Origin of the sequence: Micromonospora sp. NPDC006766 (assembly GCF_040636055.1) — a bacterium.
GTDB lineage: Bacteria > Actinomycetota > Actinomycetes > Mycobacteriales > Micromonosporaceae > Micromonospora.
The window spans coordinates 18,338-40,310 of sequence record NZ_JBEYIX010000044.1 but is presented as its reverse complement, the minus strand read 5'-3'; the positions used below and the strand labels follow the sequence as shown (position 1 = coordinate 40,310).

Sequence of the window (21,973 nt, the reverse complement as noted above, 5' to 3'; positions counted from 1 at the left end):
GTAGCGGATGACTCCGATTGAGTAACGTGAATGAAACTCGATCACGCGGCGGGCGGCTCAGGTGACATCCCCGGTGGCGCGGGTATGCGTGCGGCCGAGCTGGAAAGGGGTCGAGCATGCAGCTGTCCTTCCTGCGTCCGCTCTACGATCGTCCCGGGCCGTGGTGCTCGGTGTACCTGGACGCCTCCCGGGACACCCACGACTCCCGTCCCGCGGTCGACCTGCGCTGGCGGTCCCTCAAGGGGCGTCTGCTGGAACAGGGCGCTGACCCGGTGACCATCGACGCGGTCGAGGAGGTCGTCCGCCGGCACGACCCGATGCCCGGCGACTACGGCCTGGCCGTGTTCGCCACCCGGGGCCGGGTGGTGCTCACCGAGTATCTGTCCGCGCCGCCGCTGCGGGACCTGGCCACCTGGTCCCTGGCGCCGCACACCATGCCACTGGTCGCCCAGCGGGGTGAGCAGGTCGCCTGGGTCCGGGTGCTGGCCGACCGGACGGGGGCCGACGCCATCGCGGTCAGCGCCGGCGGGGTGCCCCGGCGGGCGCACGTCAAGGGACGGGAGAGCTACCAGTTGCGCCGGGTCAAGCCGGGCGGCTGGTCACAGTCCCGCTACCAGCGCGCCGCGATGGAAGCCTGGCACCACAACGCCGGCGACGCCGCCGCGGCCACCGCCGAGCTGGCCGAGCGGGTCGGCGCGGACGTGGTGGTGGTGGCCGGGGACATCCGGGCTACCGGCATGATCGCCGCCCAGTTGCCGGAGCGCTGGCAGGACGTGCTGGTGCGTACCGACGCCGGCGCGCGGACCGGCGGCGCGGACCCGACCGCGATGGACGATGTCACGGTGCAGACCATCGCCGAGGTCGCCGACAAGCGGATCACCGCCGCGCTGGACCGGTTCGGCATGCAGGAGGACGTCGGGGCGGGCCTGGACGCGGTGGTCGCCGCCCTGCAACGCAACCAGGTGGACACGATGCTGATCGTGGACGACCCCTCCGCCGACGGCGAACTCTGGATCGGCCCGGAGCCGACCGAGATCGCCACCGACCCGCGACAGCTGGAGGCGATGTCGGTGGCCGACCCGCAACGGGTCCGCGCCGACGCCGCGCTGCTGCGCGCGCTGGTCGGCACCGACGCGGAACTCACCGTCCTCGCGCCCGAGGAGGCGCCGGAACTCACCGACGGGGTCGGCGCGGTGCTGCGATACGTCGACGCGAGCACACCCGGGCGGGGCAATGCCTGACCGTACGGTCGCGAACCTGCCGGCGGTGCGACCGCAGCCGACGCGGGCCGACTGCGCGGTCTCGGCACCAACGCCGCGCGCCCGAGGATTAGCCCGACCCGTGGGGTGATGCCCGTTTAGACCCCATAGGGACGGGAAGCCGGGCCGCGTGGTGAGCGAACGAGGCAAGGTGGGGCCGGTGCGGAAGGTGCCCGTGGGGCTGGCGGCGGACGGCGCCGGCCTGACCGGGGACCGGGTGATGGCGGCGGGCAGCGCGGCCCGCGTCCTGGTGGCGGCGACGGTCCGCGCGCTGCGCGGTGACGACTGTGCCGACCTCGGCCACGCCCCTCCGCTCTCACGGTTCACCGGCGCGCCCGAACCGGTGCGGCGGGCCGCCGCGGCCCGGGCCGTCGGCCGGCTGGCGTTGAGCCCAGAGCAGGTCGCCGAGGTGGACGCCGAGGGGGTGGCGGCCTGGATCGTCGACCAGTACCCGCCCAGCCGCTGGCCCGGGGTGGTGGTCGGCTCGCCGCACGGCGCGGCGGCGCACCTCGCGGTGGCGCTGGGCGTGCCCTGGCTGCCCGCCGCGTTCGAGATGTCGGTGCACTGGACCCGTGGTGCGGTCGACCGGCCCCGGTCCGCCCTCGACCAGGGCGCCGCCCTCGCCGGCCGGCTGCTCGCCGGCAACCGGGACGTGCACGTCCGGCAGGTGCACTGCCCGGCCAGCCGGGGCGCGTCGGCCGGCGCCACCGTGTCCCTCGCGGTGCGGTGGCGCACCCTGCCCGGGGCGTACGCCCGGTTCGTGGCCGAGAACCTGGCCCCCGGCGCGCCGGTGCTGCTGCTGCACGACGCCCGCACCTGGCCGGTGCTGGACGAGGGGCGGGGGCACAGCTTCCAGCTCGGCTCGCCGACCAGTGGTCTCGATCCGGTCGACTTCCATCCCGACGCGCCGGCGCTGCGGCAGGTGCTGCGCGGCGCCGGTGGTGACGGGCGGCACTGGGAGGCGCCGGACGTCTCCTGCCCGGCCGCGTACGCCGAGAATGGGGTGGAGCCCGGTTTCGAACACAGCGCCCGGTACTGGACCGGCCGGCACGGCCATCCCCTGCACCGGGTGCTCGTCCCGCAGCCCGACGCGCTGAGCGCCGCCACCGCCGACCTGTACCGGCACTGGCTGCGCCGGGCCGGCAAGACCGGCAACCGCCTGGTGGTCGAGTGCGGCCGGCTGCTGGACCCGTGGCAGGTGGTCCGGGCCGGGCTGGTGCCGTACTGGTGCGAGAACGCGACCCGACGCCGGGTGGAGGGCGCGGAGTGGTGGCTCGCCGGCAGCGAGCCGTTCAGCTCGGTGGACGTGCTGCCGGAGCCGCCGGGTGTCCGGTCACCCGCCCTCGCCGGCCTGCCGCAGTGGCTCGCCGTGGCCGGCTTCGGGCTCCGCCGACGGGCGCTGGACCGGGGGACGGCCCGCGGCTACCCGGTCGCCGCGGTGCCCACCCGGCGTGCCACGGAGGTGCTGCGCAACCAGCCGTACGATCTGCCGGCGCCGCCGCCGCTGCGGATGGCCGACGCCCTCGCGGCGCTCCGGGAGGCGGGCGCCCACCAGGGGTTGTTGGTCTCCTGACCCAACCCCGGCGAAACATCCTCGCGATCACGCGGTCCGTGATTGAGTACCTACGGAGCGGGAACACCGCTCGCTGCGAAGACGGCCCACGACGCCGTGCGGCGGGCTGCCGCCGCTCCGGGCGTTCCGTCACGTAACCCACTTTCCGGCCCGGTGCGTGGCCCGACCACGCGCACGACCGGTTTCCCAATCCGGGCGGGGGACCTTCCTGAGGGAGGCGCGGATGTTCGGACAGACCACCACACCCACACCACCACCGACCGAACGGGGTCTGGAGGACCTCGACGCGGCGGCTCTGGCGTACGCGGCGCGGATCGAGGGGTTGCCGCCGGAGCGACGGCAGGAGGCGCGGGACGATCTCGTCCGGTTCGCGTTGCCGTTCGCCGGCCGGCTGGCCCGCCGCTACCGGGGCCGCGGGGAGCCGCTGGAGGATCTGGAGCAGGTGGCCCGCCTCGGCCTGGTCAACGCCGTCGACCGGTACGACCCGGAACGGGGCTCCTTCACCGCGTACGCGGCGATCACCATCGTCGGGGAGATCAAACGGCACTTCCGGGACCGCACCTGGGGCGTGCACGTGCCGCGCCGGCTGCGCGACCTGATCCTGGAGGTGGGGCAGGCGACCGCGGCGTTGACCAGCGAGTTGTCCCGGGCGCCGTCGGTCGCGGAGCTGGCCGAACGGCTGGAGACGCCCGAGGAGGAGATCCTCGCCGCCCTGGAGTCCGCGGCCGGCTACAGCCCGGCCTCGCTCAACGCCCCGGTCGGCGGAGAGAGCTCCGCCGAGTTCGGTGACCTGGTCGGCGAGTCGGACAACGCCCTGGAATCGGTCGACGACCGGGTCACCGTCAGCGGCCTGCTGCACCGGCTGCCCTGGCGGGAGCGGCGGATCCTGGCCATGCGCTTCTACGGCAACCAGACCCAGGCCGAGATCGCGGCCCGTTTTGGAATCTCCCAGATGCACGTCTCCCGGCTGCTGTCCCGGGCACTGACCTGGCTCCGGCAGGCGATGCTCGCCGACGCCCCGCCACCCTGGCAGAACGGCGCGGCCGAGCCCGACCGGACGAAGACGAAGATCTCGGTCAAACAGAACGGCGACCGGGTGGTCGTCGAGGTGGGCGGTGAGGTCGACCGGGACGGCGCGAACCAACTCCGCAAGGCGATGCTGGAGGCGGTGACCGGGCAACCCCGAGAGGTGGTCGTCGACCTGGTCGGCGCGGGCGGTTTCGACGCCGGCGGGATCGCCGCGCTGATGGCCGGCCGGGACGCCGCCGCCCGTACCGGGGTGCCGCTGCGGCTGACCCGGGTGCAGCCGTCGGTCCGCCGTTCGCTCGCCGCGGCCGGCCTGCCCGCGCCCGACTGACGGCGCTCGTACGCCAGACGGGCCGACGCCTCGCGGCGTCGGCCCGTCTCCCGGTGGCCCGGTCAGTGCTCCGGGGTGTCCCCGGGCCCGCGTGGGTGCCGCCACCGCTCGTTCTCCTGCGGCTCCCGCTGCTCCGTCTCCTCGGGCACGTCGGTCTGCTCGAAGCTGGGCCGGCGAATCTCCTCCGGCTCCGGCACGACGACCGGCCGGGCGCCGGACTGCGGCGCCGGCTGGTATTCGACGGCCTCACGGGCGCCGTGCGCGCCCTCGGCGGCCGGCGACTCCGGAACCTTCGGCACGTGGTGCAGTTCCTCGGCGAACTGCTGCGGCGGCTTGGTGGTGCGCTGCGGCAGGTCGCGGCCGAGGTTGGCGACGAGGGGGCCGTATTTGGCGTCGAAGGCCGGTCGCTCGGAGCGGATCCGCGGCATCCGGTCGAAGTTGCGCAGCGGGGGCGGGCAGGTGGTGGCCCACTCCAGCGAGTTGCCGAAGCCCCAGGGGTCGTCGACAGCCACCATCGCCCCGTACCGCCAGGACTTCCAGACGTTGTACATGAAGAACAGCGTGGAGGCGCCGAGGATGAACGAGCCGACCGTGGAGACCTCGTTCAGCAGGGTGAAACCGTCGCTGGGCAGGTAGTCGGCGTACCGGCGGGGCATGCCCTCGTTGCCCAGCCAGTGCTGCACCAGGAACGTGGTGTGGAAGCCCACGAACATGGTCCAGAAGTGCATCTTGCCCAGCCGCTCGTCGAGCAGCCGCCCGGTCATCTTCGGGAACCAGAAGTAGACCCCGGCGAACGCGGCGAACACGATCGTGCCGAAGAGCACGTAGTGGAAGTGCGCCACCACGAAGTAGGTGTCGGTCACGTGCCAGTCCACCGGCGGGCTGGCCAGCAGCACCCCGGTCAGCCCACCGAGAAGGAAGGTGACCAGGAACCCGACGGCGAAGAGCATCGGGGTCTCGAAGGTGATCTGCCCCTTCCACATGGTGCCGATCCAGTTGAAGAACTTCACCCCGGTCGGCACCGCGATCAGATAACTGAGGATGCTGAAGAAGGGCAGCAGCACCTGCCCGGTGCCGAACATGTGGTGCGCCCAGACGCTCATCGACAGCACGGTGATCGCGACGGTGGCGAGCACCAGACCGGTGTAGCCGAAGATCGGCTTGCGGGAGAAGACCGGGATGATCTCGGTGACGATACCGAAGAACGGCAGCGCCACGATGTAGACCTCGGGGTGTCCGAAGAACCAGAACAGGTGCTGCCAGAGCATCGGCCCGCCGGTGGTCGGGTCGTAGACGTGCGAGTGCAGGAGCCGGTCCGCGCCGAGGGCCAGCAGCGCGGCAGCCAGCAGCGGGAAGACCACGATCACCAGTACGCTGGTGAGCAGGATGTTCCAGGTGAAGATCGGCATCCGGAACATGGTCATGCCGGGGGCACGCAGGGTCACGATGGTGGTGATCATGTTGACCGCGCCGAGGATCGTGCCGAGACCCGAGATGGCCAGGCCGATGACCCACAGGTTTCCGCCGATTCCGGGGCTGTGCTGCCAGTTGCTCAGCGGGGTGTAGGCGAACCAGCCGAAGTCGGCGGCGCCGCCCGGCGCGATGAAACCGCCGACCACCAGCGATCCGCCGAAGAGGTACAGCCAGTAGGCGAACGCGTTCAGTCGAGGGAAGGACACATCCGCCGCGCCGATCTGCAGCGGGACGATGTAGTTGCCGAAGGCGAACACCAGCGGGGTGGCGAAGAGCAACAGCATGATCGTGCCGTGCATGGTGAACAACTGGTTGTACTGCTCGGGGGAGAGGAACTGCATGCCCGGCTCGCCCAACTCGGCCCGCATCAGCAGCGCGAGCACCCCGCCGATCAGGAAGAAGATGAACGAGGTGGCGAGGTAGAGCAGCCCGATCTGCTTGGCGTCGGTCGTACCGAGCAGCCTGATCAGTTGGTTGCCCTTGACCGTCTCCCGGACCGGGCCGGGATAGCCGCCGAAGTGGGCCGGCGCGAGGATCGCGGGCCCGCGGTCGCGTGGCGGCTCCGTGACTACCCGCTTGGGCATAGCTCTCACCCCGTCGTGACGGCAGATAGGGACGGGCACGCTTGGCCGTGCCTCTGCCCATAAAACCAGGCGAGAGCGGTGAATTCGGTCAGTTCGCCGGTAGTGGGTCGCGGACGGTGAGCAAGCCGAGCGCGATCATCGCGATGCCGAGCCCGAAGTGCAGCCAGTTGTCGGCCAGGTTGACCGGGATGAAATTCGCCGCGGTGCCCCGGTTGATCACCAGCCCGTAGAGCCAGAGCACGAGGTAGATCGCCCCACCGCCGACCAGGAAGGTGCGGGATCCGGAGACCGTCCGGGACATCGCCAGGCCGGCAACACCGAAGGCCAGGTGTACGAGGTTGTGCAACACCGAGACCTGGAACGTGCCGAACAGCTTCGCGGTCGACTCGTGCCCGGCCCAGTACAGCTCATGGAAGTTGCTCGTGACCCCCGGGAGGAAGCCGAGCACCCCGACGACCAGGAAGACCACGCCGACGCTCGCGGAGGCCCGGCGCGCCGGGGCGCGGCCGTCGGCCGGATTGCGCCGCCCACGCGAATGCGCCATCGCGTTCGTCATGCTGCTCTCCTCACCTGACCAGGGCCGCGCGGCATTCCCGGCGTTGCCGACGGCAAACGCGGCCGCCCGACCGTGCCAAGTTCCCGCGTCAGCTGCCCGGCACCGGTGAGCCGTGACCATCACACGCCGCTGGTCGCCACTCTCCGTTATCGCCCCCCTGATGCGACCGAAGGGCCGAGAGTGACTTTGCTCTGCAGCCACGGACGCAACGGTCACGTACGGCTACTGCTGCGTATATGGCTGCAGAGCAAAGTCGAGCGAAGGGGGTTTCCGTGCGGCGACTGCTTGACGGGTTTCCGCTGGTCACGTGGCTGGGGTGGCATTAGGTCGCGCGGTGGATGGATGGGGCGTCATCACGCGGAGTGATGGCGGGCCTGCCGCTGGCAATTTTCACTCACAGTTATTCAAAGGGTGCCACCCGGCGCCACCGCCTCAGGCCGGCAGCAGCGGTGACGCGGCGAGCTGGCGGACCTGCTCGTAGCGGGCCACATACTTCTCGGCCATCGCGGCCGGGGTGAACCGCACGGCGGCCACGCGCCGGCACTCGTCCGGGTCGAGCAGGCCGGCGGCCAGCACCAGCTCGCCGAGCTCCTCCTCGTCGGTGGTGAGCAGGCCGGTGCGGCCCGGCTCGATCAGCTCCGGCAGGCAGCCGCGCGCGACGGCCACCACCGGGGTGCCGAGGGCGAGCGCCTCGACCACGGCCGTACCGCCCGGCTCCTCCCAGCGCAGCGGGAAGAGGGCGGCGCGTGCCCCGGCGAGCAGGTCGTCCCGCTCCCGGCCCGCGACCGTGCCGACCCAGCGGACCAGGTCGCCGTCGACGTACGGGGCGACGTCGTCGTGGAAGAAGCGCACATCCGGGTTCTGCCGGGCCTCGTCGCCCGCCGCGGCCAGGTCCTCCGGACGGTGGTACGGCCCGACCGGGCCGGCGAGCACCAGCGGGAAGCCGACCCGCCGGGCCAGCCGGGCACCCAGGTCCTGCCCCTTGCCCGGGTTGATTCGGCCCAGGATGACCGTGTGGTCGCCCTTCGCCACGGCGGGCCGGCGGTCGGCGTCGACCGCCAGCGGCGTGGACAGGTGCACGTGCCCGACCGAGTGCTCCCGCAGGGCGCGGGGCGCTCGGGCCAGCTGCGCCGCGGAGACGCCGTTGACCCGTACCCGGTTGCCGCCGTCGAGGTTGCCGTAGAGCTCCGGGTGCTTGGCCAGGTCCCAGTGCAGGGTGTGCAGCACCGGCGGCCCGTCCGGCCCCATCGCGGCCATGGTGGCCAGCCCCACCGCCTCCACGTGGTCGTGCACCAGGTCGATGTCGTCGCGGGTGCGCAGCGCCCGCACCACCCCGTTGAGGTGCGCCTGGGACACCCCGCAGACCTGGTTGTACGGCCGTTGCAGGGCGTGGAACTGCCCGTCCGGGAAGACCGAGATCTTCTCGTCGACCGACAGCGTGCTGGTCTCCACCGAGGCGAGCACCACCCGTACGCCGAGTCTGCGCAGCTCCGGCACCAGGGTGGCGACCACGTTCTCGATCCCGCCGTAGCCCGGCGGCGGCACGGACAGCCACGGACCCGCGTTCATCAGGACGGTGAGACTCATCGGGCCCGGCTTCCTTTCATCGGGTCACGCCGCGACGCGCCGCCGGGGCAACCGGTGCCGCAGCTGCGCCAGCGGCGGGCGCTCCTCTATCGAGACGTCGCTGATCACAATCTCCCGCTCCAGGTTGGGCAGCACCTCCGAGCCACCCCGCCGGAATTGGGTCAGCAGCGCGGTCGGCACGGCGGCCGGGCTCGCCCAGCCGCGCCTCTGCAACCGGACCCAGACGGCGAGCAGGATCTGGGCCGACATCCGCCCCAGCGCCGCGGTGTCCTGGTGCCGGTGCTTGCGCTCACCCAGATCCACCTGGGCGAGCGCGTCCAGCCCGACCAGCTCCAGCAGGTCGATGAGCATGGCCGTCTCCACGCCGTACCCGGAGACGAACGGCACCTGCTCCAGCACGTCGCGGCGGCCGGCGTACTCGCCGGCCAGGGGCTGCACGAAGCCGGCCAGCTCCGGCCAGAACAGGTTGAGCAGCGGACGGGCCATCAGCTCGGTCACCCGTCCGCCGCCGTCGGCCTCCACCCCGGTCACCCCGACCAGCGGCCGGTGGTAGAAGCCCTTGACGAAGTCGACCGACGGATCGGTCAGCAGCGGGCCGACCAACCCGGTGACGAAGTGCGGCCGGAATTCGCGCAGGTCGGCGTCGACGAACGCGACCACGTCGCCCTCGGCCGCCGCCAGCCCGGCCCAGAGCGCGTCCCCCTTGCCGGCCAGCCGGGGCAGCCCGTGGGTCATCGCGTCCTGGCTGACCACCTCGGCGCCGGCCGCCCGGGCGACCTGGGCCGTCCGGTCGGTGGAGCGGGAATCCACCACGAGCAGCTGGTCCACCAGCGGGACCCGGTCCATCAGGTGCTCCCGGATCGTCGACACGATGGCGCCGACGGTGGCCTCCTCGTTGCGTGCCGGCAGCACTACGCTGACCCGGCTGTCGCCCTTGGCCCGCAGCAGCCGCCGGGCCGGCCAGTCCTTGGCCGACGTGGTGCGGTACGTGGCCCACGCCTCCACCACGGGTGACACGATCATTTCCGAAGCCCGCACTGGCACACCCCCAGGTCGTGGAAGCGGGACGGGTTTCCCCCCGATCACCCCGCGCTAACCGGATCATGCCTGACAGCTTGCCCCCCACCCGCGCGCCGGCGGGTTCCCCGCCGCTGAACGTTTGATCGCGCGTCCACCCGGGGAGAGCTTGACGGAGGTCTTCGGACGCCACGGCGAGAGGGACGAGGCCATGCGCACGTGCCGGGTGGGACTGGTGGGAGCCGGCGGGGTGGCACACCGCCACGCCCGGGTGCTGACCGGATTCGACGACGTGGAACTGCTCGGCGTGACCGACGTCGCCCCGGACCCGGCGCGGGCGCTGGCCGAGGCGCACGGTGGTCGGGCCTTCGCCGACGTGGCGGACCTGCTCGCCGCCGGCCCGGACGCGGTGTACGTGTGCGTGCCGCCGTTCGCGCACGGACCGGTCGAGGAGCTGGTGATCGAGGCCGGCGTGCCGATGTTCGTGGAGAAGCCGGTGGCGGCGGACCTGGCGACCGCGGAACGGATCGCCGGGCTGGTGCAGCGGCGGCGGCTGCTCACCGCGGTCGGCCACCACTGGCGCTATCTGCACGTGGTGGAGCAGGCCCGGGAACTGCTGGCCGACCGCCCGGTGCGGATGGTCAACGGCGCCTGGCTGGACCGGGTGCCGCCGGTGCCCTGGTGGGCCCGGCAGGACCGCTCCGGCGGCCCGGTCGTCGAGCAGGCCGCGCACGTGCTGGACCTGGTCCGGCTGCTGGCCGGCGAGGTGACCGAGGTGACCGCGTACGGCGACGGCAGCCCGCCTCCGGTGCTGGACGCCGACGTCGACTCGGTCACCACGGCCACCCTGCGCTTCGCCACCGGCGCGGTCGGCACCCTCGCCGTGGCCTGCGTGCTCACCTGGAAGCACCGGGCCGGCCTGGAGATCCTCGCCGACGGGCTGGCGCTGTCGCTGGCCGAGGACGGCCTGCTGATCCGCGACGCCGACGGCGAGCGGCGGCTACCCGCCGACCCGGACGGCGCCCGGGTGGCCGTCGACCGGGCGTTCGTCGACGCGGTCCGGGGCATCGGCGACGACGTGCGGGTCCCGTACGCCGAGGCGCTGCGCACCCAGCGGCTCGCCGTCGCGGTGGCCGAGTCGGCGCGGAGCGGGGTGACCATCGATGCGTGACCGGGTCGTGGTGGTCAACGGGCCGGGCACGGTCGAGCTGGTCGAGCAGGAGGCGGCCGAGCTACGCGAGGGCACCTTCCGGGTGGCGACCCTGTTCAGCGGCGTCTCCGCCGGCACCGAGCTGAGCTACGTCAAGGGCACCAACCCCTACCTCAACGTGACCTGGAACGCCGAGCTCGGCCTGTTCCAGCCCGGCCCGGCGAGCGTCCCGTACCCGGTAACCCGGCTCGGCTACATGCAGGTCGGCCGGGTGGTGGAGAGCCGTACCCCAGTGGTCGCGGTGGGCGCGGTGGCCGCGATGACCTACGGCCACCGCAGCGGACACCTGGCCGACCCGCTCGCCGAGCGGTTCGTCCCGCTTCCCGACGACCTCGACCCGCTGCTCGGCGTCTACGTCGCGCACCTGGGCCCGATCTGCGCCAACGGCCTGCTGCACGCCGCCGCCGACCTGTGCGGCGCCGACGTACGCTCGCTCGGCGACGGCGTGCGCGGCCGGCGGGTGGCGGTGGTCGGCGGCGGGGTGGTCGCCCTGCTCACCGCGCTGTTCGCCCGGCGGCACGGCGCTGCCTCCGTGGTGGTGCTCGACCCCACCCCGGCCCGGCGGGCGGTGGCCGGGGCGCTCGGCCTGGAGACGCTCGACCCGGCGGCGGACGACCCGGCGGCGGTGCTCAAGACCCGCTGGCCCCACGCCGCCGGCGATCGGGGCGCCGACGTGGTCTTCCAGTGCCGGGGCCAGGCCTGGGCGCTGCAGCTGGCGCTGCGCCTGCTGCGCCCCCAGGGCGCCGTGATCGACCTGGCCTTCTACCAGTCCGGCGCGGACGAGGTCCGGTTCGGGGAGGAGTTCCACCACAACGGGCTGTCGCTGCGCTGCGCGCAGATCGGGCGGGTGCCGCGCGGGCTCGCCCCGACCTGGGACCGCGAGCGGCTCTCCGCGGAGACCATCGAGCTGCTGCGGCAGTACGGGCACCTGATCCGCGAGCACCTCGTCTCGGCGGTGGTGCCGCTGGCGGAGGCGCCGACGCTGCTGACCGACCTGGCGCAGCGCCGTCGGCAGGAGCTGCAGGTGGTTTTCACCGCCTGACGCTCGCGCCACCGCCGGGCGGGGGTCACAACCGGCTCCGGTTCGCGTACCGTTGCCGCTCATGGGTGTGTCGCAACGGTTGAAGACCAGGTTCCGCCGGTTCCTCCAACGCCCGGGGACGACAGTCGACCTGGCCCCGCTGGAGAAGCTGCTGCCGGCCGTCGAGGCCCGCGAGGCGGAGCTGGAGAAGCTCACCGACGCCGAGCTGACCGAGGCCGCCGGGCAGGCCGAGGGTTACGAGGAGATCTGCGCGGTCGGCCGCGAGGCGGCCCGCCGTGGCCTCGACCAGCGGCCGTACGACGTCCAGCTGCTCGGCGCCATGGCCCTGCTCTCCGGCAAGGTGGCCGAGATGGCCACCGGTGAGGGCAAGACGCTCACCGCGACCATCGCCGCGTACGGGCACGTCCGGATGGGCAACGGCCCGGTGCACGTGCTGACCGTCAACGACTACCTGGCCCGTCGCGACGCCGAGTGGATGGCCCCGGTCTACCAGCTGCTCGGGCTCACCGTCGGCTGGGTCAACGAGGCCTCCACGCCGGACGAGCGGCGCGCCGCGTACGCCTGCGACGTCACCTACGTCGCGGTCAGCGAGGCCGGCTTCGACTTCCTCCGCGACCAGCTCGTCACCGACCTCGCCGATCGGGTCCAGCCGGCGCTGAAGACCGCCATCGTCGACGAGGCCGACTCGATCCTCATCGACGAGGCCCGGGTGCCGATGGTCCTCGCTGGCGCGGTGTCCGGGGAGCAGGACCCGGTGCACGCGGCCGCGGCGCTGGTCCGCGGCCTGCGCAAGGGCAAGCACTACACGATCGCCGAGGACGGGCGCAGCGTTGCCTTCACCTCGGCCGGCCTGGCCACCGTCGAAGCCAAGCTCGGCGGCATCGACCTGTACGACGAGGAGCACGTCGGGCAGCTCTCCGCGGTCAACGTGGCGCTGCACGCGCACGCCCTGCTGCACCGCGACGTGGACTACATCGTCCGGGACGGCTCGGTCGAGCTGATCGACGAGATGCGTGGCCGGGTCGCCCAGCGCCGCCGCTGGCCGGACGGGCTGCAGGCCGCGGTCGAGGCCAAGGAGGGCCTGGACGCCACCGCCGAGGGCGAGGTGCTGGGCACCATCGCCGTGCAGGCGTTCATCGCGCTCCACCCGACGATCTGCGGGATGACCGCGACCGCGGTGCTCGTCGGCGACCAACTGCGCGAGTTCTTCGGCCTCGAGGTGGCGGTGATCCCGCCGAACACCCCGTGCATCCGCGAGGACGAGTCGGACCGGATCTACGCCACCCGGGCCGAGAAGGAGGAGGCGCTGATCGACGAGATCAAGCGCTGCCACGAGGTGGGTCGCCCGGTGCTGGTCGGCACCCTCGACGTGAAGGAGTCCGAGGGCTTGGCGGCCGGGCTGCACGCGGCCGGGGTGCCGTGCGTGGTCCTCAACGCCAAGAACGACGACGAGGAGGCGGCGATCATCGCCGAGGCCGGCGCGTACGGCGCGGTGACCGTCTCCACCCAGATGGCCGGCCGGGGTGTCGACATCCGCCTCGGCGGCAGCGACCAGGCCGACCGGGAGCGGGTGGCCGCGCTCGGCGGCCTCTACGTGATCGGCAGCGGCCGGCACGACAGCCGTCGGGTCGACGACCAGATCCGCGGCCGGGCCGGCCGGCAGGGCGACCCTGGTGGCTCGGTGTTCTTCGTCAGCCTCGAGGACGACCTGGTCGTCCGGCACGCCGGCGACACCGTTCCGCCCTCGCCGCGGATGAACGCCGACGGCCTGGTCACCGACCCGCAGGTCGACTACGCGGTGGAGCACGCCCAGCGGGTCGCCGAGGGCGTCAACCACGAGATCCACCGCAACACCTGGCGGTACAGCGTGGTGATCGAGCAGCAGCGCAAGGCCCTCGCCGAGCGCCGCGAGCGGCTGCTCACCAGCGACATCGCCGCGCTGATGCTGCTGGAGCGCTGCCCGGACAAGGCCGGCGAGATGGACGAGGACCTGCTCGCCGACGTGGCCCGCAAGATCGCGCTCTACCACCTGGACCGGCTCTGGGCCGAGCACCTGGCCGAGCTGTCCGAGGTGCGCGAGGGTGTGCACCTGCGGGCGCTGGGCCGGCTCGACCCGCTCGACGAGTTCCACCGCAGCGCCGTGCCGGCGTTCAACGCGCTCGTCCCCGAGATCGAGGCGCGGACCATCGCCACCTTCGAGGAGACGGAGTTCGACGAGGGCTGGGAGCCGGACGCCGCGAAGCTGGTCCGGCCGAGCGCCACCTGGACGTACCTGGTGCACGACAACCCGTTCGGCTCGGAGCTGGACCGGCTGATCGCCTCGGTGGGCCGGCGACTGATCTCCGGTTCGCGCTGACCTCAGGGCACAGGGGTCCCTTCCGGCAGGTGCGCCGCGCCCGAAGGGACCCCTTTGCGCTGTTTCGAACCTGGTTTGCGAGGGTAGTACGCCGAGGCTTCGACTCAGGGGGAGAGCAGCGGATGGCACAGGCAATGGCGCCGGACGGCAACATCGCGCGGTCGTACATGGGGGTGGCGGAGGCCGTGGTCCGGTGAACCTCGACACGCGGGAACCCATGTTCGACATGCTCGGGGTGCTGGAGACCGCCGCGCTGCTGCGTGAGCTGACCGCCGGCCTCATCGCCGTCGACGACTTCGACGAGGCGCTGAGCCGGCTGGTCCGCATCGCGCGGGACGCCGTACCGGGGATCGGCTGCTGCGGCTTCACCGCACTGCGGGCCGGTGAGCCCGTCGGGATGGCGGCCTCGGACGTCGGCCGGGCCGAGCTGGACGACCTCCGGCACGGCCCCGACACCCCGGCGATGACCGCCATCCGCCGCCGCGAAATGATCATCGCGCCCGATCTGGACCGGGAGGCGCGTTGGCCGGGGTGGGCCGACCGGGCCCGCCGGCTCGGCGTGCGCGGGGTGATCTCCGCGCCGGTCGACGTGGACGAGCAGGTGATCGGCGCGATCAACCTGTACGCCGAGTCCGCCGACGAGCTCACCACCCGGCACCAGCTCACCGCGATGCTCCTCGCCGAGCACGCCGGGCTGCTCCTCGCCGCCGTCCGGGACCGGGAGCGGCAGGCCGCCCGAGCCGATCAGCTCGACTCGGCGCTGCTGGCGGAGGGGGTGGTCGGGCAGGCCGTTGGCGTGATCATGACTCAGCGTGGCTGCCCGGCGCCGGAGGCACTCGACGTGCTCCGCACCGCCGCGTCCTCGCTGGACATCCCGTTGCGCGAGGTGGCCGAGCGGCTGGTCCTCACCGTCTCCCGGCCCCGGGACAACTGAGCGACACTCGTTTCCCCCCGGTGGCCCCCGGGTAGCACCCTGGACTGGTGAGTCGCGCCGATCCGGGGAGGACCGATGGAGAGCCGACTGCGGGTGCAGGGGCAGCCCATCCAACCGATGCTCGTGACGTTCCCGTTCGGGCTCTTCGTCAGCGCCGCCGTCTTCGACCTGGCCGACGTCGCCGGCGGCCCGGCGTTCCTCGGCGAGGTGGGCTACTGGAGCGCCGTCGCCGCGCTGGTCGCCGCCGCGCTCGCCGCCGCCGCCGGCATGGTCGACCTGTGGGACGTACAACGCGCCGACCGGACCCGCCGTACCGCGGTCACCTGCAGTCTGGTCAACGCCACGATGGCGGCGCTGTTCCTGCTCACCTGCCTGGTCCGGGCGCAGGCGCCGCGGCGCGGCGCGACCGGCGCCGAGTTGGCCACCGAGCTGATCGCGCTGGCCGTCGGGTCGGTCGGCGTGTGGCTCGGCGCCCGGCTCATGCGGCAGTTCGACGGGGGCCCCGCCACCGAGCCGGCCGGCCCGGGGGCGCTCGCCGACGTCCCCACGTCCACCATGGAGATCATGCGCCCGCCGGCCTGACCGGTCGCCGCTGGCCGGCGCTTCCGAGAATTGTGTTGCCGCGTCGTGGTCCGCCCGACACGCTCGGCGGGTGAGCGGAAACCGGGATGTCGAGGACCTGATCGCCGAGGGCGCGGCCGCGCCGGTCGAGGGCTGGGACTTCTCCTGGCTCGCCGGACGCGCCACCGAGGAACGGCCGCCCTGGGGGTACGCCCGCCTGGTCGGTGCCCGGATGGGCACCGTCGACGCCGCGCTGGACATCGACACCGGCGGGGGAGAGGTGCTCGCCGAGGTGCCCACCCCGCCGCCGCTGCTGGTCGCCACCGAGGCCTGGCCGCCGAACGTCGCGGTGGCCCGCCGTACGCTGCGCCGGGTCGGCGCCACCGTCGTGCAGGTGGCGCAGCGGTCGCCGCTGCCGTTCCGGGACGCCTCGTTCGACCTGGTGGTCAGCCGGCACCCGGTGGACACCCGGTGGGAGGAGATCGCCCGGGTGCTGCGCCCCGGCGGCAGCTACCTCTCCCAGCAGATCGGCCCCGGCACGATGCGGGAGCTGAGCGAGGCGATCCTCGGGCCGCTCCCGCCGCCGGCCACCCGACACCCCGAGCAGGCGGTCGCCGCCGCCGAGGCCGCCGGGCTGACCGTCGTGGACCTGCGGACGGCCACCCTGCGCGCGGTGTTCCACGACATCGCCGCAGTGGTCTACTTCCTGCGCAAGGTGATCTGGACGGTGCCCGATTTCACCGTTGCGCGCTACCACGGGGAGCTGCGTCGCCTGCACGACCACATCCGCGCCGAGGGCCCCTTCGTCGCCCACGCCCACCGCTTCCTCATCGAAACCCGCCATCCCTGACCCCGCTGGCGCTGATCTCCGTCAGTGGGCGGTGGCATGGTGGGTGGCGAGGAGGTCGGCGCCGAAGTCGCTGGTGGGGCGGCGCAGCACGGTGTGCGCGTGGTTGCCGTCGTCGGTGGTGTTGTCGTACTCGATCAGCAGGTCGTCGCCCTGGATCCGGTAGTAGTGCCGCTGACCCGGCCTGGCGGCGCCGGCCCAGGCGAAGTGCAGCTCCCCACCGTCGAGTCGGCCCGCCTCGCGGGCGGCCAGCTCCGGCGGGAGCCGGTCCAGGTAAAGCGCGACGAGCTGGTCGAGCAGCGCCCGCCCCCCTGGGTCGAGCCGGCTCCGGGGCACGCCGAGCGGGTCGAGCCGGCCAGGGGCGGTGGGCCGGGTGGCGCTGATGATGTCGGCTGGCGCCTCGTCGGCGATGATCGCGGCGGCCCGCCCGGCGGCGCCGAGCGCGTCGAGCAGCTCGCGGGCCAGGTCCTCCTCGGGGCCGAGCGGCCGGGAGACCGGGCGGCCGGCGTGCCGGACGGTGGCCGGGTTGGCGCCGAGGAAGAGCGGCGCGGGGGAGACCTGGTCGTCGACCACGGTCATGCTCACCGACAGGTGGTGTCCCTCGAACCGCCATCCCCACCGGTCGTCACGGGCCGGGTCGCCGAAGACGGCCACCCAGTAGTCGCCACTGTGCCGGCCGCGCCGCCAGCCTTCCGCCCGGTCGAGCACCTCCTCCAGCGCGACGACGGTCATGGCCTGGGCGTACGCGGCCGGGCTGAGCGCGGTGGCGAGCAGCCGGTGGGCGGCCTTGCGGGCGGCGACGTCCAGGTCGGCGAGACTCACCCCGGGCCGGGGTCGGGGCCGGTACTCCAGCCACCGCCGGGCGTCGTCGTCGAAGTCGTGCCGGGCCCGCTGCCGGGCCGGCTCGTCGAGCGCCACCAGCAGCGCGCCGGCCGCCGCGCGCATCTGCTCGGGTACGGGATCCTCCACCGCACCTGTATACCGCCTGCCCGGCCGGCCCGCCCTGATAGCTTGCCGAGCCGGCGCGCACGGGCCGCGTACAACTGGGCCGTGGGCTGGGTGATGGCGTCGTGGTGGCAGCGCAAGGCGGAGGCCTCCTACGGCATCGCCGAGGAGGACCTGACGCCGTGGCGGCCGTGGTCGCTGCAGGCGTTGCGGAAGGTGTTCAACGAGGTCAAACATACTGATCCGCGTTTCGCCGGCTGGTGGGAGGAGAACTCGAAGGAGGCGTACAACACGGGCCTGGCGAACGCGGCGGCGGCGTTCGACAACTACGCCCAATCCAAACGCGGGCAGCGTAAAGGCAAGCGAGTGGGGATGCCTCGGCGCAAGTCCAAGCACAAGGACGTCGAGGTGAAGTGGGGCGCGCACCCGGCCGGGGAGGATCGCTCGGTGCCCGGCTACCGGGTGGATCCGCCGGTTCGGCGCTGACCAGTGGTCGACCGTGCTGGCCGTCCCAGCAGTCGGTATTACCTATTAAGTCGATAGGATTTATAGCCTATGCTGAGGTCCTCCGTCGCTTCCGCCGTCGTGAGGACGATCCGCCGATGCCCCGCAAAGACCTGCTCGCCGTCGCCGCCAGCTGGGCCGAACCCACCGGCTGGCCGGTGCGGCTGCGCTTCAACCGGCCCGAACGGTGGTACACGCGCCTGGCCGCCGACGACGAGCACGAGGTATGGGCGCTGAGCTGGCTGCCCGGGCAGGGCACCGACCTGCACGACCACGGCGGCTCCGAGGGCGCCTTCCTGGTCGTCGCCGGCACCCTCACCGAGGAGACGGTCAGCGGCGGCCGGCTGCGCCCCCATCGGCTCGCCGCCGGCGCCGGTCGGCGCTTCGGAGCCCGCCACGTGCACCTCGTGACCAACCGCGGCGGCCGGCCCGCGGTCAGCGTGCACGCCTACCGGCCGGCGCTGCGCCGGATGACCCGATACCGCCTCGTCGCCGGGCAACTCCTGGTGGCCGAGGTGGCCGAGGCCGGGCTCGCCTGGTGAGCCCTGCCCGGCCCGCAAGCTACGAGAGGATGACGATGCCCCAGACGCCGACCGAGCGCTGTCCGGTCCCGCCGCCCGGCTCGCGGGGGATCGACGAGATCCTCGCCGCCGCCCGCGCCCGGCTGCGCCGCCTCGACCCCGAGCAGGCGCACCTCGCGTACCGGCGCGGGGCCCTGCTGGTCGACATCCGGCCCGCCGGCCAGCGCGCCGCGCACGGCACCGTTCCCGGCGCCCTCGCCGTGGAGCGCAACGTCCTGGAGTGGCGCTTCGACCCGCGCTGCCCGGCCCGGCTGCCCCAGGCAGTCGACTACGACGTGCCGGTGGTGGTCCTCTGCCAGGAGGGCTACACGTCCTCACTGGCCGCCGCCGCGCTGCAGGACCTCGGCCTGCACCGGGCCACCGACGTGGCCGGCGGGTTCGCCGCCTGGCACATCGCCGGGCTGCCCACCCTCGGCCCCACCACGCCGCTGCGACCCTCGTCCGCCGCGCACCCGGTCAACGCCGGCCGGGCACCCCGCTGACCGCCCCACCGCACCCGGTGGGGCGGGCGCGACCGTCAGCTTAGGAGGATCCATGTCCGTCATCGCCCTCTCCACCCGAGCGACCCGGCCCGGCCGCCCCGACCGGGCCGGGTCGCCCATCCCCACGCCGACCCTGACCATCACCCTCGACCTGGCCGCCGCCGCGGCGACACCCGGCTTGGACCGTCTGGTCGACGTGCTCGACGAACTCGCCTCGTCCGGCGCACGGGTGCTGCGGCCCGAGGGGCACGAGGCCGCTCGCCCGGTGCCCGACCCGCGCAGGGCCCCGCGGGTCGCACCGGTCGAGGAGCCCGCCGCGGTACGCATCCTGGCCGGCACCCGGGTGGTCCGCCGCGGTGGCGAGCGGATCCCGTTGACCCGGATCGAGTACGACCTGCTGCTGTTTCTCGTCGAGCATCCCCGGCAGGTGTTCACCCGGCGGCAACTGCTCGCCAACGTCTGGGGATACGAGCACACGGTGGCGCGCACGGTGGACGTCCACGTGCGCCGGTTGCGGGCCAAGCTCGGCTCCGGAACGCCGCTGGTGACCACCGTCTACGGGGTCGGCTACCGGCTTGCCGATGAGGCGCGGATCGCGGTCGACCACGAGTCCTGAGCGGACTGTTCACCGCGCGGCGTACCCGGCTGCCGGGTACGCCGCGCGCACGTGTTCCGGCGACACGCCGCCGGGGATGAATCAGGCGGGGACCCCCCGTAACCGGGCATCTCGCCGCTCTGCTGTAATCATGTGGCCTAGTACGCAGAGCGAGCGTGCGGCTCCGGTGTGTTCGTCAATTGTCACATTCATGCAACGTAGCCGCCCCTTGACCCTCGCCTGGGCGCCGGGAAGCATCGATGAAGCGGCGTCCCGGGGCCGTGGGGAAAACCCGGACCAGCCAAGGAGCAGCATGTCGGTCAGCCCCGCCTCGTCGCGCGCCGGATGGCATACGTCCCAACCCGCGGTTCCCGGTCGTCCCCCCGGCGGCCAGCGTCGCCCCATCAGTGCCACACCGGTGCTCACGGTCACCCTGAACATTCCGCTGGCCGGTGACGAGCCGCTGAGTCCGGCCGCCCACCAGCTGCTGGAGGTCGCCCGTGAGCTGCTGGAACGCGGCGATGCCGTGATCACCGGCGGCGATGGTCCGGCGGAGCGGCGGCCCGACCCGGTGCCGGCCGGGCGGTCCCCGGCGCGGCCCCTCGCGCCGGCCATCCCGGCCCTGCACATCCTGGCCGCGTCCCGGTCCGTGCTGCGCGACGGTGAGCCGCTGCCGCTCACCCGGCTGGAGTTCGACCTGCTGCTGCACCTGGTCGCCCACCCCCGCCGGGTGTTCACCCGGTTGCAGCTGCTCAACGCCGTCTGGGGCTACGAGCACGCCGGCGTCCGCACGGTCGACGTGCATGTGCGCCGGCTGCGCGGCAAGGTCGGCGTGGACGTTCCGCTGGTCACCACCGTCTACGGCGTCGGCTATCGGCTCGCCGACGAAGCCCACGTCACGATCGACCGCACCGGCTGACCCGCTCTGCGGGCCCGCAACCAGGAGGGCGCGCGGTGACCGGGCACGATGGTCGGGTGCCTGTCCGTCCGATCGCCCCCGAGCGACTCGTCGCCGAGCTGACCGATCGGCTCGCCGGCACCCGCGTAGCCGGCCGGCTGCGGGTTGCCGTCGACGGCCCGCCGGCCGCCGACCCGGACGCTCTCGCCGCCGCCCTGGTCGATCCGCTGCGCGCCGCGGGGCGTCCGGTGCTGCACGTACGGGCCGCCGACTTCCTCCGGCCCGCCTCGATCCGGCTCGAATACGGCCGGACCAATCCCGACGCGTACTACGCGGGCTGGCTCGACGAGGCCGGGCTGCGCCGGGAGGTGCTGGACCCGGCCGGCCCCGACGGGTCGGGGCGGCTGCTGCCCTCGCTCTGGGACGCCACCACCGACCGGGCCAGCCGGGCGGCGTACGTCGAGCTGCCGCCCGGCGGGGTGGTGCTGGTCAGCGGCGCGCTGCTGCTCGGCGGCGGGCTGGCGTTCGACATCACCGTGCACCTGGAGCTCTCCCCGGCCGCACTGCACCGGCGGACCGACCCGGGGCTGCGCTGGACCCTGCCCGCCTTCGCCCGGTACGCCGACGAGGTGGCCCCCGCATCCTTCGCCGACGTGGTGGTCCGGGCCGACGACCCGCGCCACCCGGCCCTGGTCGAGCCCGCCTGAGCCGACCCTCGATCCGACACCCGGCGGCCCGACGCCGATCGGGGACGACCCGGGACGGGCCGGCCCGGTCAAGTGCGCACGAACGCGGTGGAAGAACGCGTAAATCCCCGGTTTGATCCTCGGAGGGGGCGGGTAATCGCCCGGCTCACAGCGCACGGGTGATCCCGCCCGTGCATTTCATCGGACCACGTCCGGGGCGCTCGTCGCCCCGGATCGGCATGAGACGCCAGGAGGCAGGCAGCGATGCTCGTCCACGACACGAAAGTCCAGGGCCGCTCCCAGGCGGAGGTCGACCAGATCCGGCAGTCCCTGCAGTCGCGGTTCGACGAGCTGACCGCGGAATACGAGCAGGCCGTGCTGCAGAGTCAGGTCCTCCGCCTGGTCGAGATCGGCGACACCGCCGGCGACGACCAGGCCGACAGCGGCACCAAGACCGCCGAGCGGGACACGGCCCAGTCCCTGCTGCGCACCATCCTGGACCGGCGTGCCCAGTTCGAGCACGCGCTCACCCGGCTCGACGAGGGCACGTACGGCTTCTGCGAGGGCTGCGCCGCGCCGATTCCGGTGGAGCGGCTGGAAATCTTCCCGTCCGCCACGTCCTGTGTGTCGTGCAAGCAGACGCGGGAGCGGCGGGCGGCCTGAGCGGTTGGCGTCCGGTAGCGGGCCCTGCTCGGCGGCCGGCTGACGGGCCGAATCACCCGCGCCGGGTGAGGTCGGCTCACCCGAGGCCCCGCCAGTCTGGACGGTGTGTGCGGTCCGTCGTCGACGCGGCCGCCAAGCCGACAGGAGGTGGGCCATGGTTCGGGTGGTATCGGATCAACGCCGCGGCGGCGTGCTGCGCGTGGTCGGGCAGTCCGACAGCCCTCGGCGCGACGAGCGGCCCGGTCGGTTCAGCCCGACCCGGC

21 protein-coding genes are annotated in these 21,973 nt (G+C 73.3%); 16 read left to right on the top strand and 5 right to left on the bottom strand.

From position 1 onward, the window contains the following. The first annotated feature begins 116 nt into the window (after positions 1–116). The 3 genes from ABZ671_RS25845 to ABZ671_RS25835 all read left to right on the top strand — a co-directional run bounded on the left by ABZ671_RS25845 (position 117) and on the right by ABZ671_RS25835 (position 4,189). Complete coding sequence (locus tag ABZ671_RS25845; RefSeq protein WP_357862723.1) at positions 117–1,241, top strand: Vms1/Ankzf1 family peptidyl-tRNA hydrolase; 1,125 nt, start codon at positions 117–119, stop codon at positions 1,239–1,241. A gap of 238 nt (positions 1,242–1,479) precedes the next feature. Next, positions 1,480–2,832 (top strand): hypothetical protein, encoded by a 1,353-nt coding sequence (locus ABZ671_RS25840; protein ID WP_357862741.1) that lies wholly within the window; start codon positions 1,480–1,482, stop codon positions 2,830–2,832. A gap of 223 nt (positions 2,833–3,055) precedes the next feature. Further along, positions 3,056–4,189: a SigB/SigF/SigG family RNA polymerase sigma factor gene (locus ABZ671_RS25835; protein WP_357862721.1), complete on the top strand. Its 1,134-nt coding sequence runs from the start codon at positions 3,056–3,058 to the stop codon at positions 4,187–4,189. A 62-nt stretch (positions 4,190–4,251) separates the two neighbouring features. Here the strand turns inward: ABZ671_RS25835 and ctaD are convergent, their stop codons facing one another. The 4 genes from ctaD to ABZ671_RS25815 all read right to left on the bottom strand — a co-directional run bounded on the left by ctaD (position 4,252) and on the right by ABZ671_RS25815 (position 9,427). Beyond that, positions 4,252–6,246, bottom strand: a complete 1,995-nt coding sequence (gene ctaD / locus ABZ671_RS25830) for a cytochrome c oxidase subunit I (RefSeq protein ID WP_357862719.1) — start codon at positions 6,244–6,246, stop codon at positions 4,252–4,254. 88 nt (positions 6,247–6,334) lie between these two features. Next, positions 6,335–6,802 (bottom strand): DUF4383 domain-containing protein, encoded by a 468-nt coding sequence (locus tag ABZ671_RS25825; RefSeq protein ID WP_357862717.1) that lies wholly within the window; start codon positions 6,800–6,802, stop codon positions 6,335–6,337. 432 nt (positions 6,803–7,234) lie between these two features. Next, complete coding sequence (locus ABZ671_RS25820) at positions 7,235–8,389, bottom strand: glycosyltransferase (protein ID WP_357862715.1); 1,155 nt, start codon at positions 8,387–8,389, stop codon at positions 7,235–7,237. 24 nt (positions 8,390–8,413) lie between these two features. After that, complete coding sequence (locus tag ABZ671_RS25815) at positions 8,414–9,427, bottom strand: glucosyl-3-phosphoglycerate synthase (protein WP_357862713.1); 1,014 nt, start codon at positions 9,425–9,427, stop codon at positions 8,414–8,416. Between the two features lie 190 nt (positions 9,428–9,617). Between ABZ671_RS25815 and ABZ671_RS25810 the strand changes: the two genes are divergently transcribed. From ABZ671_RS25810 to ABZ671_RS25785, 6 genes are all read left to right on the top strand, one after another. Beyond that, positions 9,618–10,577, top strand: a complete 960-nt coding sequence (locus tag ABZ671_RS25810) for a Gfo/Idh/MocA family oxidoreductase (protein WP_357862711.1) — start codon at positions 9,618–9,620, stop codon at positions 10,575–10,577. Further along, positions 10,570–11,658, top strand: coding sequence for a zinc-binding dehydrogenase (locus ABZ671_RS25805; RefSeq protein WP_357862709.1), 1,089 nt, complete (start codon positions 10,570–10,572; stop codon positions 11,656–11,658). The genes ABZ671_RS25810 and ABZ671_RS25805 overlap by 8 nt, the downstream gene beginning before the upstream one ends. Before the next feature lie 61 nt (positions 11,659–11,719). Beyond that, on the top strand, positions 11,720–14,014 hold the full coding sequence (gene secA2 / locus ABZ671_RS25800) for an accessory Sec system translocase SecA2 (RefSeq protein WP_357862707.1): 2,295 nt from the start codon (positions 11,720–11,722) through the stop codon (positions 14,012–14,014). Between the two features lie 193 nt (positions 14,015–14,207). Then, entirely contained in the window at positions 14,208–14,948 is a 741-nt protein-coding gene (locus ABZ671_RS25795) for a GAF and ANTAR domain-containing protein (protein ID WP_357862705.1), read from the top strand. A gap of 75 nt (positions 14,949–15,023) precedes the next feature. Beyond that, on the top strand, positions 15,024–15,530 hold the full coding sequence (locus tag ABZ671_RS25790; protein WP_357862703.1) for a DUF2231 domain-containing protein: 507 nt from the start codon (positions 15,024–15,026) through the stop codon (positions 15,528–15,530). 70 nt (positions 15,531–15,600) lie between these two features. After that, entirely contained in the window at positions 15,601–16,359 is a 759-nt protein-coding gene (locus ABZ671_RS25785; protein WP_357862701.1) for a class I SAM-dependent methyltransferase, read from the top strand. Positions 16,360–16,380: 21 nt separating this feature from the next. Here ABZ671_RS25785 and ABZ671_RS25780 read toward each other — a convergent pair whose 3' ends face one another. Next, complete coding sequence (locus ABZ671_RS25780) at positions 16,381–17,325, bottom strand: DUF3500 domain-containing protein (RefSeq protein ID WP_357862699.1); 945 nt, start codon at positions 17,323–17,325, stop codon at positions 16,381–16,383. Between the two features lie 81 nt (positions 17,326–17,406). On the opposite strand from ABZ671_RS25780, the gene ABZ671_RS25775 reads away from it, so the two are divergent. The 7 genes from ABZ671_RS25775 (at position 17,407) to ABZ671_RS25745 (ending at position 21,710) form a co-directional block, all read left to right on the top strand. Next, positions 17,407–17,787 carry a hypothetical protein gene (locus tag ABZ671_RS25775; protein ID WP_357862697.1) on the top strand — a complete coding sequence of 127 codons (381 nt, stop codon included), beginning with the start codon at positions 17,407–17,409 and terminating at the stop codon, positions 17,785–17,787. Positions 17,788–17,903: 116 nt separating this feature from the next. Continuing rightward, complete coding sequence (locus tag ABZ671_RS25770) at positions 17,904–18,347, top strand: cysteine dioxygenase family protein (protein ID WP_357862695.1); 444 nt, start codon at positions 17,904–17,906, stop codon at positions 18,345–18,347. Between the two features lie 35 nt (positions 18,348–18,382). Next, positions 18,383–18,868, top strand: a complete 486-nt coding sequence (locus tag ABZ671_RS25765; protein ID WP_357862739.1) for a rhodanese-like domain-containing protein — start codon at positions 18,383–18,385, stop codon at positions 18,866–18,868. 52 nt (positions 18,869–18,920) lie between these two features. Further along, positions 18,921–19,484, top strand: a complete 564-nt coding sequence (locus ABZ671_RS25760; protein ID WP_357862693.1) for a winged helix-turn-helix domain-containing protein — start codon at positions 18,921–18,923, stop codon at positions 19,482–19,484. A 292-nt stretch (positions 19,485–19,776) separates the two neighbouring features. Beyond that, a complete protein-coding gene (locus ABZ671_RS25755; RefSeq protein ID WP_357862690.1) occupies positions 19,777–20,382 on the top strand; it encodes a winged helix-turn-helix domain-containing protein in 606 nt (201 codons plus the stop codon). Between the two features lie 56 nt (positions 20,383–20,438). Next, positions 20,439–21,068: a uridine kinase gene (locus ABZ671_RS25750; protein ID WP_357862688.1), complete on the top strand. Its 630-nt coding sequence runs from the start codon at positions 20,439–20,441 to the stop codon at positions 21,066–21,068. A 243-nt stretch (positions 21,069–21,311) separates the two neighbouring features. Beyond that, positions 21,312–21,710: a TraR/DksA C4-type zinc finger protein gene (locus ABZ671_RS25745; RefSeq protein ID WP_357862686.1), complete on the top strand. Its 399-nt coding sequence runs from the start codon at positions 21,312–21,314 to the stop codon at positions 21,708–21,710. Positions 21,711–21,973: the final 263 nt, after the last annotated feature.

Excerpts from the sequence above, each read along its gene's own strand:
- secA2 (WP_357862707.1), top strand. The coding sequence starts at position 11,720 with ATGGGTGTGTCGCAACGGTTGAAGACCAGGTTCCGCCGGTTCCTCCAA.
- ABZ671_RS25810 (WP_357862711.1), top strand. The coding sequence starts at position 9,618 with ATGCGCACGTGCCGGGTGGGACTGGTGGGAGCCGGCGGGGTGGCACAC.
- ABZ671_RS25765 (WP_357862739.1), top strand. The coding sequence starts at position 18,383 with ATGCCCCAGACGCCGACCGAGCGCTGTCCGGTCCCGCCGCCCGGCTCG.
- ABZ671_RS25755 (WP_357862690.1), top strand. The coding sequence starts at position 19,777 with ATGTCGGTCAGCCCCGCCTCGTCGCGCGCCGGATGGCATACGTCCCAA.
- ABZ671_RS25845 (WP_357862723.1), top strand. The coding sequence starts at position 117 with ATGCAGCTGTCCTTCCTGCGTCCGCTCTACGATCGTCCCGGGCCGTGG.
- ABZ671_RS25840 (WP_357862741.1), top strand. The coding sequence starts at position 1,480 with ATGGCGGCGGGCAGCGCGGCCCGCGTCCTGGTGGCGGCGACGGTCCGC.
- ABZ671_RS25825 (WP_357862717.1), bottom strand. The coding sequence starts at position 6,802 with ATGACGAACGCGATGGCGCATTCGCGTGGGCGGCGCAATCCGGCCGAC.
- ABZ671_RS25745 (WP_357862686.1), top strand. The coding sequence starts at position 21,312 with ATGCTCGTCCACGACACGAAAGTCCAGGGCCGCTCCCAGGCGGAGGTC.
- ABZ671_RS25760 (WP_357862693.1), top strand. The coding sequence starts at position 18,921 with ATGTCCGTCATCGCCCTCTCCACCCGAGCGACCCGGCCCGGCCGCCCC.
- ABZ671_RS25835 (WP_357862721.1), top strand. The coding sequence starts at position 3,056 with ATGTTCGGACAGACCACCACACCCACACCACCACCGACCGAACGGGGT.
- ABZ671_RS25790 (WP_357862703.1), top strand. The coding sequence starts at position 15,024 with ATGGAGAGCCGACTGCGGGTGCAGGGGCAGCCCATCCAACCGATGCTC.
- ABZ671_RS25820 (WP_357862715.1), bottom strand. The coding sequence starts at position 8,389 with ATGAGTCTCACCGTCCTGATGAACGCGGGTCCGTGGCTGTCCGTGCCG.
- ABZ671_RS25770 (WP_357862695.1), top strand. The coding sequence starts at position 17,904 with ATGCCCCGCAAAGACCTGCTCGCCGTCGCCGCCAGCTGGGCCGAACCC.
- ABZ671_RS25805 (WP_357862709.1), top strand. The coding sequence starts at position 10,570 with ATGCGTGACCGGGTCGTGGTGGTCAACGGGCCGGGCACGGTCGAGCTG.
- ctaD (WP_357862719.1), bottom strand. The coding sequence starts at position 6,246 with ATGCCCAAGCGGGTAGTCACGGAGCCGCCACGCGACCGCGGGCCCGCG.